Source organism: Methylosinus trichosporium OB3b, from assembly GCF_002752655.1.
In the GTDB taxonomy this organism is placed as follows: domain Bacteria; phylum Pseudomonadota; class Alphaproteobacteria; order Rhizobiales; family Beijerinckiaceae; genus Methylosinus; species Methylosinus trichosporium.
In genome coordinates, this window is sequence record NZ_CP023737.1 from 1,889,607 (window position 1) to 1,902,887 (window position 13,281).

Annotated in this window: 11 protein-coding genes; 5 read left to right on the plus strand and 6 right to left on the minus strand. The window is 66.5% G+C overall.

Translation table 11 applies throughout. The features are described 5' to 3' along the window. Window positions 1-25: 25 nt before the first annotated feature. On the minus strand, window positions 26-2,158 hold the full coding sequence (locus tag CQW49_RS09220) for an FAD-dependent oxidoreductase (RefSeq protein ID WP_004448126.1): 2,133 nt from the start codon (window positions 2,156-2,158) through the stop codon (window positions 26-28). Between the two features lie 415 nt (window positions 2,159-2,573). Between CQW49_RS09220 and CQW49_RS09225 the strand changes: the two genes are divergently transcribed. Then, entirely contained in the window at window positions 2,574-4,250 is a 1,677-nt protein-coding gene (locus CQW49_RS09225) for a glycosyltransferase family 4 protein (RefSeq protein ID WP_004448122.1), read from the plus strand. A 4-nt stretch (window positions 4,251-4,254) separates the two neighbouring features. Here the strand turns inward: CQW49_RS09225 and CQW49_RS09230 are convergent, their stop codons facing one another. Continuing rightward, entirely contained in the window at window positions 4,255-5,433 is a 1,179-nt protein-coding gene (locus CQW49_RS09230; protein WP_004448121.1) for a lytic murein transglycosylase, read from the minus strand. 174 nt (window positions 5,434-5,607) lie between these two features. Here CQW49_RS09230 and CQW49_RS09235 point away from each other — a divergent pair, with 174 nt between their 5' ends. Next, complete coding sequence (locus CQW49_RS09235) at window positions 5,608-6,081, plus strand: hypothetical protein (protein WP_004448120.1); 474 nt, start codon at window positions 5,608-5,610, stop codon at window positions 6,079-6,081. Between the two features lie 206 nt (window positions 6,082-6,287). Here the strand turns inward: CQW49_RS09235 and dxs are convergent, their stop codons facing one another. Further along, window positions 6,288-8,219 carry a 1-deoxy-D-xylulose-5-phosphate synthase gene (gene dxs, locus CQW49_RS09240; RefSeq protein WP_004448119.1) on the minus strand — a complete coding sequence of 644 codons (1,932 nt, stop codon included), beginning with the start codon at window positions 8,217-8,219 and terminating at the stop codon, window positions 6,288-6,290. A 341-nt stretch (window positions 8,220-8,560) separates the two neighbouring features. On the opposite strand from dxs, the gene CQW49_RS09245 reads away from it, so the two are divergent. Further along, the gene (locus CQW49_RS09245) at window positions 8,561-9,838 is read left to right on the plus strand and encodes a GNAT family N-acetyltransferase (RefSeq protein ID WP_004448118.1); all 1,278 of its coding nucleotides are present in this window, start codon (window positions 8,561-8,563) and stop codon (window positions 9,836-9,838) included. A gap of 57 nt (window positions 9,839-9,895) precedes the next feature. After that, complete coding sequence (locus tag CQW49_RS09250; protein WP_004448117.1) at window positions 9,896-10,684, plus strand: DUF72 domain-containing protein; 789 nt, start codon at window positions 9,896-9,898, stop codon at window positions 10,682-10,684. Here CQW49_RS09250 and CQW49_RS09255 read toward each other — a convergent pair. From CQW49_RS09255 to CQW49_RS09265, 3 genes are read right to left on the minus strand one after another with little or no spacing between them, the layout of a single operon-like run. Continuing rightward, entirely contained in the window at window positions 10,681-11,925 is a 1,245-nt protein-coding gene (locus CQW49_RS09255) for a S41 family peptidase (RefSeq protein WP_004448116.1), read from the minus strand. The genes CQW49_RS09250 and CQW49_RS09255 overlap by 4 nt on opposite strands. A gap of 27 nt (window positions 11,926-11,952) precedes the next feature. Further along, window positions 11,953-12,189 (minus strand): helix-turn-helix domain-containing protein, encoded by a 237-nt coding sequence (locus CQW49_RS09260; protein WP_004448114.1) that lies wholly within the window; start codon window positions 12,187-12,189, stop codon window positions 11,953-11,955. Next, entirely contained in the window at window positions 12,190-12,792 is a 603-nt protein-coding gene (locus CQW49_RS09265) for a DUF2975 domain-containing protein (RefSeq protein WP_004448113.1), read from the minus strand. Window positions 12,793-12,957: 165 nt separating this feature from the next. On the opposite strand from CQW49_RS09265, the gene CQW49_RS24525 reads away from it, so the two are divergent. Beyond that, entirely contained in the window at window positions 12,958-13,134 is a 177-nt protein-coding gene (locus CQW49_RS24525; RefSeq protein WP_157926078.1) for a hypothetical protein, read from the plus strand. Window positions 13,135-13,281 lie beyond the last annotated feature (147 nt).

Here is a 13,281-nt window from a genome sequence, read left to right on the forward strand (position 1 = left end):
AGCTGTCTGTCATTGCGCGAAGACGTCAGGCGGCTCCTGGAGCCGCGAGCGCGATTCGCTCCATCGGAATCTCGGGGCTCGCATCGCTCGCGGCCGCGCCAGCCAAGGCCTCGCCGCGCTGATAGAAGCAGTAGAGAACCGATTCGGCGTCTTCGTACCAATGTCCGGCGCCGGCGCCGGCCTCGACCGCGCGCTTCCACACTTCGTCGAGCCGATGATCCATCAGCTCATGCGAAAAGCCGGCGGCGTAGAGCTTCTCCGACCAATCCCAGCGCGAGGCCAGCGTGCGCACGCCATGGAGGAGATCGTGGCGCTCGATCAGGTCGATCGGCAGATCGGTCGTCACTGCGCCGAGCAGAACGCCGCGCCGGCACACGCGAGAGAATTCAGCAATGGCGCGCGCGCCCTGCTGCGGCTCGAGGCGATCGAGGCCGGTTTCGACGAGGACCTCGAACGCGCCGTCCTGGAACGGCAGATCGGTCGGATCGCCCAATCGATTATAGCGTTCGAGCCCCGGCGCGGTTTCGGCGTGCAGCGCGGAATCGGGCTCCAGTCCATGCGCGTCGAAGCCGAGGGCGCGCAGCGCGGCGACCATGCGTCCGGACGCCGAGCCGATATGGAGAATCGAAGCGCCCTTCTCGACGCCGAAGGCGATGCGCAACATGTCGGCGACCGCGTCGGCGGGAAAGAATCGCTCCAGCGTCGCCTCGGTCGCAGCGCCCGCCGTCGAGCCGCTCTCGACGAGCGGCGCACGGCGCGACCACAATATGTCGGTGAGAATGATGTCGGTCGCCGCATCGGCCGAGTCGAGCACGCCGTTCAACGTCGCGTCGAACATGTAATCGCCGACCATCAGAATGCCGGGGAGCTTGCGTGGCTCGGGACGATGATTGACGGCGCGGCGCCGCGTCCTCAACCCGCCGGGGAGCGCATTGACCGACGCCATCCAGCGATGGACACGCCGATCGAGCAGCAGATCATGCGCCTGCGACAGTTGGGGCGGCAGCGCGTCGAGGCACAATCTCTCGATGCGCTCGTCTGCGACATTGGCGAGGCTCAAGGCGGCGTTGCCGGCGATGAGAAAGGCGAGCGCGCCGAGCTGGCCGAAGTCGTGGCGCGCGCTCTCGTCATAGACGCAGCAGCCGTCGAATGCGTCGAGCATGAACCAGTCGGCGGGAATATGCTCGCGCCAGAACGGACGCTCGAACAGCAGCGTCGCGCGCAGATAATGGCCGGGCCGATCGAAATAAGCGATGTGGCGGTCGATCGTTTCCTGCAGCAGCGTCGAGCGCCAATGAATCATCGACAGAGCGGTGAGCGGCAGGGCGAGCGCGACATAATCGAAAATCTGCGTCTCGACGAAGCCGTTGCAGTCGACCTCGAGCGCATAGGTTCCGTCGCCCAGCGGCTGCACCGAACGCACGATGGAGTTGAGGCGCAGCTCGGCGTCGAGATCGTCGACGAGGCGTTCGACGATCTGCTCATTGCCGCCGATCACCGAATAGATATCCATGTAGCCGTCAACGTCCATCAGCGCGTTCTTCAGAAAGGTGAGGCCGTTGGTCTGGTGCGGCGGCGCCGAGACGTCGCTATGCGCCATGGCGCGCACATAGCGGCGAGCGGTCTCGTCGCTTATCTCGCGCGTGAGCAGCGCCTCGGCCGAGATCTGCGACCAGGGATGCGCGTTGTCGACCTCTGCGACGGAGTGATAGAAGGCGTCGGGACCGAGCATTTCCGCGCATCTCGTGCGAAAGGCGACGACCTCGTCGCGCGTGCGCTCGGAAAAATTCTGCGCGAGATCGTCTGGCGACAGAATGATCTTGCGATCGATGACGCAGGGGCCGCCGGAGATATGCTTGATGCCGAGCCCGAGCTCGTCGACGATCAGCTGGCGCAGGGGATCGGGGCCGCGGCTCGAATAATCGTAGATTTCGGCGACGCCCGCCTCATATGGACCGACTCCGGGGAACTCGCGCGTGACGATCTTTCCGCCCGGCCGCTCGCTCGCCTCGAAGATCACGATCTCGCAGGCGTCGCCGGCCTTGTCGGCGAGATGACGGGCGGTGAACAATCCGCCGGGGCCGCCGCCGACGATGGCGACCCGCTTCTTATGCGACGAAGGCGTCGCAGCGGACTTCGGATCGAACTGCACATTCATTCGCAAATCTCCTATGCGTGGCTCCCGTGGCGCGGAGGCGCGCGCAGGCCTCGAGCGAGGAGATCGAACCTCGCGTCGATGGCGCAGGCGGCTTCAAAGACGCCTGCTCGGGCGCCTCGATGCCGAAATGATCCGCTCGTCCACAGTCGTATCGTCAGAAAAGGGACTCGGGCTGTGCTTCCATCATGCGAAAGGGAAACTGGCGTCCGGCCTCGACGCGGCAATCGGGGATACGCGAGCGCTCGATGAAGTGGTTAGCGATCGGTTGCACGGCGTATGGGAGCGATACGCGCTCATTATGTGTGGGGCGTCGCAACATTGCGTAGACTCACGCAGCGCGGCGGCGCGACCTGCGTAGAACCACGCAGCGCCAATGTGCGATTTGGATATTTTGTTGCCTATGGAGCCTTTGCAAATGACCGTCTCACATCCTTCCGCAAAGCCCCGCCTGCTCATCGCGACCGATGACGCCGCCGCCGGCGGCACGGCGCAGGTCGCCTATCAGATGGCCGCCGCCCTCGTCGGCGAATTCGACATCTCATTCGCCGGGCGACGCAACGCCGCGAACGCCTGCGCGCTCGACGAGCTCACGCGGCGAGGCGTCGCCTTCATCGCTCATGAGATCGATGAAGGCGCGCCCTGGCGCAATCCGTTGCAAAGCCTGCATGCGACCGATGCGGCGCTCGATCTCATCGCAGCGAGCGAGCCGGATCTTCTGCTCACATTCGACGCCGCCGAGCTCATCTCCTTCGCCGCGCTCAAAACAGCGGCGAGCCGCTGCGGCGTTCCCTTTGTCACGGTCGTCAATATTCTGCTCGAAAATATCGAGCAGCGCGTCGGCCCGACTTTTCATCGTCTCGTCGCCGGCCTCGCAGACGCGGAGGCGATCGTCTTCGCCTGCGAAGCGCATCGTCGGCGTTTCGCCTCGCTTTTTCCCGATCATCCGGCGCCGAGTCATGTCATTGTCAATTGTCGCCCGGACCGCTTCTTCGAACAGCGCGACCCGCTTGCGCGCGAGCGGCTGCGGCGCGAGCTGCACCTCCCGGCGGTTGCGTTCCTCTGCCTCACCACGGCGCGCATCGAGCCGCATAAGGGACAGGCGCTGATCGTCCGGGCGCTGGCGTCGCTGCGACGGCGCGGGCTCGGCGATAACGCGCGCCTCGTCTTCGCGGGCGGCGGGACGGAGCCGCATCTGCGCGCGCTTCGGCGCGAGATCGCGCGCCATGAATTGGAAGATCGCGTGCTGACGCTCGGGCCGCGCGCCGATGTCGTCGACCTGCTCGATGCGAGCGACATGTTCATTCTGCCTTCGAAGTCGGAAGCGACGTCATTGTCGGTCATCGAGGCGATGGCGAAAGGCGTTCCGGTCGTCGCCACCGGCGTCGACGGCCTTCTCGAGCTGATCGACGAGAGCTGCGCCATAATGCTGCCGCTCGCCGAGGAGGAAGCCGTTCCGGCGATCGCCGAGGCGATCGAGCGCTTGAGCCGCGACGAACCGCTGCGCTTACGGCTCGCCGAGGCGGGACGCGACCGGGCCGATGGCTTTCGCATCGAGCGGGCGGCGGCGCGCTATGCGTCGCTGCTGCGCGAGATCGTCGAGAGACGGCCGGGCAAAGCGGAGCGACGCTATGAGCGCTCGAGCATTGCGCGCGGCGACACGATCGATTTCGCCGATCCCGCTCGCGCCTGGAACGTGCTGCGGGAGGGCTGGTCGTTCAGCGAGGCCGAAGGCGTCTGGAGCAGCGGCGCCTCATCCTCGCTGCTGCTGCGCACCGACGCGCGCAAAGGCGAGATGTTGCGGATCGAATTCGAGCTCTCCGCCTTTCTGTCGCCGGCCTGCCCCGCCCAAGAGAGCTATGTCTTCGCCGATGACGAGCCGATCGCCTTCTGGCGCCTGGCGACGCCGGGATGGCAAAAGCGCAGCATCGAGGTCGAGGTCGCCGATGATTGCGGGCGCCTGCGGCTGCGCTTCGAGCATATGCGCGCTGCTGCGCCGGCGGCGCTCGGCGAAACGGACGATTCGCGCGTGCTGGCGCTGTTTCTGCGCCGGCTCTGCGTCGCCGAGGCGAAGGCGCAGTCCCGCGTCGCCTGAACCTTCAGCGGTCGCGCAGCGCGTTCAGCGTCTTGCGGCCGGCGCGCCCATCGGCGCGCATGCCGGCGCGGCCCTGAAAATCGGCGATCGCCTGCATGGTTCTGGTCCCGATGACGCCGTCGGGCTCGCCGACCTCATAGCCATGGCGCGACAGCAGCGCCTGCACCTCGCGGCGCTCGGCGCGAGAGAGGCCGGGATCGTCGGTCGGCCAGGCGCCCTGCACGCCGGGGCGCCCGCGCAGCCGGTCCGAGAGGATGGAGATCGCCAGAGCGTAGGATTCGGCCGCGTTGTAGGAATAGATCGCGTCGAAGTTGCGCGTCACCAGAAAGGCCGGGCCGTTGGGGCCGGCGGGTAGCAGCAGCGCGGCCGAGCCGTCGCCGAGCGGCTCGCCGTCGAGCCGGCTGACGCCGCGGCTCGCCCAAGCCGACATGGGCTGGCGGGCCGTTCGCCCGGAGGGGCCGGAATAATTGTCGGGAAGGCGGACTTCGAAGCCCCAGCGCAGGCCGGGCCGATAGCCGCTCTTATGCAGATAATTAGCGGTCGAGCCGAGCGAATCGGCGGCAGAGCTGGCGATGTTGCGGCGCCCGTCGCCGTCGAGGTCGACCGCCGTGCGCAGGAAGGTCGAGGGCATGAACTGGGTATGGCCGAAAGCTCCCGCCCAGGAGCCGTAGAACTCCTGCGGCGCAATATCTCCGGAGTCGAGAATCTTCAGCGCGGCGATGAGCTCGCCGCGGAAATAATCATTGCGGCGACGCGCCTCGCAGGCGAGCGTCGCCAGCGATTGCACCACGCTGCGCTTGCCGAAATTCTTGCCGAAATCCGATTCGACCCCCCAGACCGCGACCACGGTGGCCGGATCGACGCCATAGCGCTGCTCGGCGGCCTGCAGCGCAGCGCCATGCTGGCGCATCAGCGCCCGGCCTTCTTCCACTCGCTCGTCGTCGACGAGGCCGGCGAGATAGTCCCAGATCGGCGTCTTGAACTCGGGCTGCTTGTCCATGAAGCTCGGCGCGTCATTGGGCTCGAGCCCCGCCGTCGCGCTCTCGATCGTGCGCGCGGACACGCCCGCGGCGGCGGCCGCATGGCGCAGCCCCGCGAGGCAGGAGGCGAAATCGGCGCGGGCCGGCGCAGCGCAGAGCAGCGCGGCCGCGAGAGTGGTGAGGAGGCGTGACGTCTTCTTCATGCAGGAAATTTTAACCGCCGATGGTAAGCGGAAGGTTGGCGTCGCCCCCGAAGCCATGGTTCATTTTGACGCCGAGATCGGCTAATTTGTGGCGCAAGCCCGCTGGAAGTCGGGTCTCGACCGGCGAGGCGCGAAGGGCGCAGGCGACCGGACATCACGAGAGAGAGGACCCCCATGCTCCGCCGAATTCTCGCGTTGGCGCTCGTCGCCGCGCCTTTGACGCTCGACCATGCCTCGGCCATGTGCTGGTTCGGCTGCCCCGACCCGACCGAAGCGCATGCGCGCAAGATTTTCGAGAATCTTTTGAAGACCCGCTTCGACAAGCCCGGCAAGGTGCTCTCGTTCAAGCAGACCATGACCGAGCGTCTGGAAATGCATGCGACCGGCGAGAAGGGGTTCGAGCTGTTCTTCAACGCCTCGGTCGAATTCCCCGAAGGCGCCAATCTCGAATGCAAGCCGGACGACGCCGGGACATTTCCGGAAGGCTGCTCGCCGAGCAAATTCTATGTGACGGCGCCGCGCAGCAGCGACCCGAAGGGCAAGCAATATGTCGCCCCGGGCTCGACCATCGCCTTCGACGAGGAATATCGCTTCTATGCCGAGGGCGACGGCTGGAAGGGCCCGGACGGCAACGTCTATACGAAATGATCGGGGCGCCACCTTCTCCCGCTTTGCTGGAGAAGGTGGCCCTGCGAAGCGGGGTCGGATGAGGGTCCGAGCCGATGAGGCGATCTCGATGAAGGCGGCACGACCGAACGCCCCTTCCGGAAGCGCCCTCATCCGACCCGACTTCGTCGGGCCGCCTTCTCCCGCGTCGCGGAAGAAGGAGCGCAGCTTCCCGGCTTCGCCTCTTTTTAGGCAATCATCGCGCGGGCGGCGCCGCGCTCGTCGCCAAGAGTTTCCAGCGCCTTGGCGACAATGGCGCGGGCGTCGAGGCTCGCCTTGGCCAGCATGATGTCCTGCTTGTCGTGGTCGATGTAGATATCCGGCAGGATCATGCTGCGGAACTTGAACGCGCCGCGCGTCCCGTCGAGCGCGCCCTCCTCCGAAAGGAACTGGAACGCCTGCGCGCCGAAGCCGCCGATCGAGCCCTCCTCGATCGTGATCAGCACCTCATGTTCGGCGGCGAGCCGGCGCAGCAGGTCGCGATCGATCGGCTTGGCGAAGCGCGCATCAGCCACGGTGACCGAAACTCCGCGAGCGGTGAGCTCCTGCGCCGCGGTCAACGCCTCCGCGAGCCGCGTGCCGAGCGACAGCAGCGCCACCTGCGAGCCCTCGCGCAGGATGCGGCCGCGGCCGATCTCCAGCGGCTCGCCACGCTGCGGCAGATCGAGGCCGACGCCCTCGCCGCGCGGATAGCGGAAGGCGATCGGCCCTTCGTCATATTGCACGGCGGTCGCGACCATATGGACGAGCTCCGCCTCATCGGCCGCCGCCATGATCACCATGCCGGGAATGCAGCCGAGATAAGCGACGTCGAACGCCCCCGCATGGGTCGGGCCGTCGGCGCCGACGAGGCCGGCGCGGTCGATGGCGAAGCGCACCGGCAGGTGCTGGATCGCGACATCATGCACCACCTGATCATAGGCGCGCTGCAGAAAGGTCGAATAGAGCGCGCAGAAGGGCTTGTAGCCCTCACAGGCGAGGCCGGCGGCGAAGGTGACAGCGTGCTGCTCGGCGATCGCGACATCGAAGGTACGATCGGGAAAGGCTTTCTCGAACAGATCGAGACCGGTTCCGCCCGGCATGGCCGCGGTGATGGCGACGATCTTGTCGTCGCGCTCGGCCTCGGCGACGAGGCTCTTGGCGAAGACGCTCGTATAGGACGGCGCATTGGCCTTCGGCTTGTCCTGCGCGCCGGTCAAGACGTCGAAACGGTTGACGCCGTGATAACGATCCGCCGCCGCCTCGGCCGGGCCATAGCCCTTGCCCTTCTGCGTCACCACATGGACCAGCACCGGCCCGTCGTCCTTGTCGCGGACATTGGTGAGCACCGGCAGCAGATGCTCGAGATTATGCCCGTCGATCGGCCCGACATAATAGAAGCCGAGCTCCTCGAACATGGTGCCGCCGCCGGTGATGAAGCTGCGCGAGAACTCCTCGGCCTTGCGCGCCTTGTCATAGAGGAAGTGCGGCAGATGGCGGGCGAGCTGCTTGGCGGTCTCGCGCAGCGTGCGATAGGCGCCGCCGGAGACGAGACGGGCGAGATAGGCGGACATCGCCCCGGTCGGCGGGGCGATCGACATGTCATTGTCGTTGAGGATGACGATGAGGCGCGAATCGAGCGCGCCGGCGTTGTTCATCGCCTCATAGGCCATGCCGGCCGAGAGCGCGCTGTCGCCGATCACCGCCACCACATGATTATTGCCGCCGGAAAGGTCGCGGCCGATCGCCATGCCGAGGCCGGCGGAAATGGAGGTGGAGGAATGGCCGGCGCCGAAGGCGTCATATTCGCTCTCGGCGCGCTTGCTGAAGCCGGAGAGCCCCCCGCCCTGGCGCAGCGAGCGGATGCGGTCGCGGCGGCCCGTCAGAATCTTATGCGGATAGGTCTGATGGCCGACATCCCAGATGATGCGGTCATTGGGCGTGTCGAACACATAATGCAGCGCCACGGTCAGCTCGACGACGCCGAGCCCCGCGCCGAGATGCCCGCCGGTGACGGAGACGGCGTCGATGGTCTCGCGACGCAATTCGTCGGCGATCTGCGGCAGCTGGCTCGGATGGAGCTTGCGCAGATCCTGCGGCGTGTCGATCCTGTCGAGCAGGGGGGTCTTCGATGTCGTCAAAGCGCCAACTCTGTTCTGGACGGGCCGAGAGCTTCGACCGCAAGTCGTCTCATCAAGTCGTCTCATATAGCGGGTCTGGCGAAGCCGGCAAATGCCGGACCTCGGCAGTTTCATCCTGGCACGGATGGCCGGGCCGGCGCAACCGCTCGCGGCGCGCAGATTGTTCTCTTTTCTGGAATATCGATCGTAACCTTTTTCGTGAAAGAGTGCCCGCGGTCCGATCCGCCGGCGCCCTCCGCCCCCGGTCTGGCCCTCGTCTTGAAGCCGATCCCGGCGACCGCGGCGACATGTTTCGCTTTGGCGGCCGGCTGGACGAAAGCGAGACCATTGTGAGGGAAGCCATGGCGACAGCGCCGTTTTGGATCAGCAGACCGAGTTTCTCCCGCGCCAGCGTCGCGATCGGCCGACCCGCCGCCAGCCTGCGCGTCGTCGCCGGAGTCGAGGCCACGCCGCGCGACGTCGCGGCCGAGGCGCGCGGCGTCGTCGTCGAGGCGCTCGACGCCGAGCAGATGGCCGCCTTCACTCGGGACTGGGCCGATCTCGTCGCCCGCGCCGTCGAGCCCAACGGCTTTCTCGAGCCCGGCTTCGCGCTGGAGCTGGCGCGGCATTTTCCCGCGCGCTTTCGTCCGTCCTTCGTCGCCGTGTGGAAGCGCGGCGCCGCTGCGCGGCGTCTCATCGCGCTGTTTCCGATCGTCCCGCCGAGCTTCGCGCTCGGCGGCGCAGTGACCCGCGGCTGGCTGCACAAGCAGGCGGCGCTGGCCACCCCCCTGCTCGATCGCGACGATGTCGACGAGGCGGCGACGGCGCTCGTCGGTTTTCTCGCCTCATATGCGCCGGGCGGCGGCGCGCTGCTGTTTCCGACGCTGCCGATCTCCGGGCCCGCCTTCGCCGCTTTGACGCGCGCGGCGCAGGCGACCGGCCGCGGCTGGCGCGTCACCGATCCGCGTGAGCGCGCGCTGCTGCAGCCGGGCGGCGATCCGCGCGAGCTATGGACCCGCAACGGCTCCGGCAAGGCGCTGAGCGAGCTGCGCCGCCGCCGCCGCCGGCTCGAGGAGGCCGGCGCGCTGACCCATAAAATCTATTCCGAGCCGGCCGAGATCGGCGGCGCCGCCGAGGCCTTTCTCGCGCTCGAGGCGAGCGGCTGGAAGGCGACGCGCGGCGCGCTGCTCGGCCATCCCTCGCTCGCGACCTTTATGCGCAGCGCCACGCGGCTGCTGGCGCGCGAGGGCAAGTGCAAGATCCACAGCCTCGAGCTCGATGGAAAGCCGATCGCCATGGGCGTCGTCATCGAGAGCGGCGGCCGCGCCTATTTCTGGAAGATCGCCTATGACGAGTCATTGCGCGCGCAGGCGCCCGGCGTGCAGCTCGTCTATGCGCTGACCGAGACGCAGACGCGGCGCGCCGAGATCGACACGACCGATTCCTGCGCCATTCCCGGCCATGCGATGATCGAACGCTCCTGGCCCGAACGGCTCACCGTCTGCGATTTGATGATCCAGGCCAATCCGCACGCCCCTTCGCGCTTCGCCGCCGCCTGCGCCGGCGAGAAGCTGCGCCGACGCCTGCGCGCGAGCGCCAAGACGGCGTTCTATCGCGTGATGAAGCGCAAGGAGCGCTGAAGGACGAAGCATTTCGGCCGGCGACGCGTTATCCTGCTTTCCCCGGGGAGATCGGCGATGATCCGGGTCGGCGTCGGCGGCTGGAGCTTCGAGCCATGGCGAGGGGTCTTCTATCCCGAAGACCTGCCGCATGCGCAGGAGCTCGCTTTTGCGAGCCGCCAGGTGACGGCGATCGAGATCAACTCGACCTTCTATCGCACGCAATCGCACGCGAGCTTCGCCAAATGGCGCGAGACGGCGCCGGAGGATTTCATCTTCGCGGTAAAGGCGCATCGCGCCATCGTCTCGGCCCGCTGGCTCGCGGAAGCGGGCGAGAAGATCGAGCATTTCCTCGAGAGCGGGGTCATGGAGCTCGGCGACAAGCTCGGGCCCCTGCTCTGGCAATTGCCGCCGCACAAGGCTTTCGACGCCGAAGAGATCGGCGCCTTTCTGAAGCTGCTGCCGAAGCGCAAGAGCGGCCGGCCGCTGCGCCACGCGCTGGAGATTCGCCACGAGAGCTTTCTCGACGCGCAATTCGTCGCGCTGCTGCGCGAGGAGAATGTCGCCGCGGTCTTCGTCGACGGCGAGGACCATCCGGCGATCGCCGATGCGACGGCGGATTTCGTCTACGCCCGCCTGCGCCGCACGCGCGAAGATTGCGCGACCGGCTATGAGCCGGAGCCGCTGGCGCTCTGGGAGAAGCGGGTGCGGAGCTGGGAGAGCGGCGAGACGCCGGCCGACCTTCCTCTGCTGGCGGAGCCGGCCGCGCGGCGAGCGCGCGACGTCTTCGTCTTCATGATCGACGGCGCCAAGGTGCGGGCGCCGGCCGCGGCGATGGCGCTGATCGCGCGGCTCGGCCGCGGTTAGAAATGGACGACACGCGCCTCGATGTCGCGTTCGAGGCCGCTGCGAGCGACACGGATAAGCTTGAACTGGCCGGGAGCGCCGCGCAGCGCCGCCAGGACGGCCTCACGCGGCGCGCCGCGAATCGCCGTCCCGTCGATGGCGATAATCTCGTCTCCGACCGTCGCGTCCGGGACGCTCGCGAGGCCGCCCTTTCGTACAATTTTGCCTACGAAATAGCTCCCCGCCTCATAGACGAGAGTGAGGCCGACGACATCGAGTTCACGCGCGTCCGGCTCGGAGGCTTTTCGCCAATAGGACATGGCGCGGGGAAAGTCGAAGGTTACACGATAGTTTTTCATCACATTGGCGCCCAGCCACCCCGCGACCCTTTCTCCTGCATTTTCTTGCCATATGTCCCAAAAGGCTTCTCCGAAGATCATATCGGCGAAGGGTGACAACGACGGTCCCGACCCCATCATGCCGATGTCGTGCAACCGCAATGACCCGATCGTCATCTCGGGGATGCGTAGCACGAGTCCATCTTTCTCGAATGGAAGATCGAGCATGTTGTAATTCGCCGGCCCGACGGCGCCCTCCGCGCGCAGCCATTCCGGATGGCGCGCGGCCCAAGAGGACGCGAGCGCGCCACGCGTCCAGCTGTAGGGGCTGCCCGCGTCGATGACGAATGCATGCGTCGCGCCGTCGATCTGCGCGTCGACGAGCGCGAGGCCGGTGCGCCGGTCGACGCGGATCGGCACGGCCACTCCCTCCGCGGGGAGAGCGCCCGAGGCGGCGAAGACGAGCCGTCGAGCAGGATAGTCGAGCACGATCGCGCCTTTCGACAGCGCGCCCGACTGCAGGACCATATCCACGCGGCGGGCGGGGAAGAAAGGCCCGAATTGGCGTTCGCCCTCTGCGCGCTCCGGCTCGCTGCGCACCGCGGCGGCGGCGATCTCGAAGCGTCGGCCGCCGATGCGCAAGCGCAGCGGACGGCCGCCGGCGATCTCCATCTCATCATAAACGCCGCGCCTCAACACCGGCGGCGCTTGCCCCATATTGAGCAGAGCGAGACAGCGTCGCCATTGTCCATCGGGCGCCTCGGCTTCGATCTCAACGAGAATTTGATCGCCGTCGAGGAGCATCGGCGTGCTCGCCGTGGCGCCTTCCGCGGTGGCCTGTCCATCCATGTCGGCGACGCCTGCGATCATCGAGCAAGCGGAGAGCGCGCAAGCGAACGCCATCGCAATGAAACATCGAATCATGACTTTGCTCGTGCTTTGAAAAAAATCTCATCCTGTCTCGGCGACAGCGTCGCCGGCCTCCTCCGGCTCATATTCCATGAGATCGCCGGGCTGGCAGTCGAGCTCGCGGCAAATCGCGGAGAGTGTCGAGAAACGAACGCCATTCACCTTGCCGGATTTCAGCAGCGAGAGATTCGCCTCGGTGACGCCGATCGCTCGCGCGAGCGTCTTGGAGCGCATGCGGCGCTTGGCCAGCATCACATCGAGTCGCATGACGATCGGCATTCAGACGAATCCGTCCCGCTCGGCCTCGATCTCATGCGCGCACCGCATCACATCGGCGATGACGAAGACGAGCGCGCCGAGAACCGCCGCCTGAATTTCGAAGAGGTGAAACCACGTCGGATCGTTCGCGACGCCCGCGAGGAGCGCTATGCGGTTGGCGCAAAAGGGCGCCAGCGCATAGGCAACGAGCCCGAGACCCACATGCTTCAAGCAATGCGCATTTCGGGGAGCGAAGACGACGCCTCGCGCATAGAGGCCGAACAGCTGGCGCAAGCGCAGGAAAATATAGGCGACGGGAGCGACGAGCAGCAGCAGAGCTCCAGCGCCGACGAGCCGCTGCATCGGACAAAAAGCCGAAAGCGCGACGAGGCCCGCCGCCGTATTCGGCCTGCGTCCGAACCCGACGCCGCCGGGCCCGAAGGCGATATCCTCGCCCTGATAGAACAGGACGACGCCGACCAACACGATCGCGAACAGCAATGCGAGCGAAAGCAGCAGCGTGAACAGCGCCGATAAGAGAGCGCCGCTACGCCGAATACGTCCCCGCAAGGGCAGCTCGGGAGCGGGAACTTCCGGCGGAAGGAGCGGGACGACATTCGACATGCAGGCCAACCTAAAATTATCGATATACGATAATAAAACAAAATTTTGCGATAACCACAAGAGCAAACCCGCGCCATTCGTCAATCGAGGAGAGGAGGCAGGAGGGGAGCGATCCGATTCTCAGCGCGAAGAGGGTCGCGTCGGACTTGCGTAGCGAGCGCAGCGATGATTTCAGAGGCCTCGCGTCGCTCGAGCAGGAGCTCGGCTGGTGCATCCTTCGAGGCCAATCCGCACGCGCCATCCCGCTTCTCCGCCGCCTGCGCCGGCGAGAAGCTGCGCCGGCGCAGGCGCGCGAGCGCCAAGACGGCGCCGTATCGGGTGCTGCGCCGCAAGGCGCGCTGAGCGGGCGAGGCAATTCGGCCTTCACCGAGTAAACGAAGCATCGAGATAAATTTCCGACCTTCTCGAATCGGAAATTGATGTGGCCGAGCCGGGCGGCGGCGGCCGGAGCGTCGAGCAAGCGGCCGTCCAATGACGATCGAGATCAAC

What these genes read in the sequence shown, in the direction of transcription:
- CQW49_RS09220 (WP_004448126.1), bottom strand. Translation starts at nt 2,158, where the DNA reads ATGAATGTGCAGTTCGATCCGAAGTCCGCTGCGACGCCTTCGTCGCAT.
- CQW49_RS09225 (WP_004448122.1), top strand. Translation starts at nt 2,574, where the DNA reads ATGACCGTCTCACATCCTTCCGCAAAGCCCCGCCTGCTCATCGCGACC.
- CQW49_RS09230 (WP_004448121.1), bottom strand. Translation starts at nt 5,433, where the DNA reads ATGAAGAAGACGTCACGCCTCCTCACCACTCTCGCGGCCGCGCTGCTC.
- CQW49_RS09235 (WP_004448120.1), top strand. Translation starts at nt 5,608, where the DNA reads ATGCTCCGCCGAATTCTCGCGTTGGCGCTCGTCGCCGCGCCTTTGACG.
- CQW49_RS09245 (WP_004448118.1), top strand. Translation starts at nt 8,561, where the DNA reads ATGGCGACAGCGCCGTTTTGGATCAGCAGACCGAGTTTCTCCCGCGCC.
- CQW49_RS09250 (WP_004448117.1), top strand. Translation starts at nt 9,896, where the DNA reads ATGATCCGGGTCGGCGTCGGCGGCTGGAGCTTCGAGCCATGGCGAGGG.
- CQW49_RS09255 (WP_004448116.1), bottom strand. Translation starts at nt 11,925, where the DNA reads ATGATTCGATGTTTCATTGCGATGGCGTTCGCTTGCGCGCTCTCCGCT.
- CQW49_RS09260 (WP_004448114.1), bottom strand. Translation starts at nt 12,189, where the DNA reads ATGCCGATCGTCATGCGACTCGATGTGATGCTGGCCAAGCGCCGCATG.
- CQW49_RS09265 (WP_004448113.1), bottom strand. Translation starts at nt 12,792, where the DNA reads ATGTCGAATGTCGTCCCGCTCCTTCCGCCGGAAGTTCCCGCTCCCGAG.
- CQW49_RS24525 (WP_157926078.1), top strand. Translation starts at nt 12,958, where the DNA reads ATGATTTCAGAGGCCTCGCGTCGCTCGAGCAGGAGCTCGGCTGGTGCA.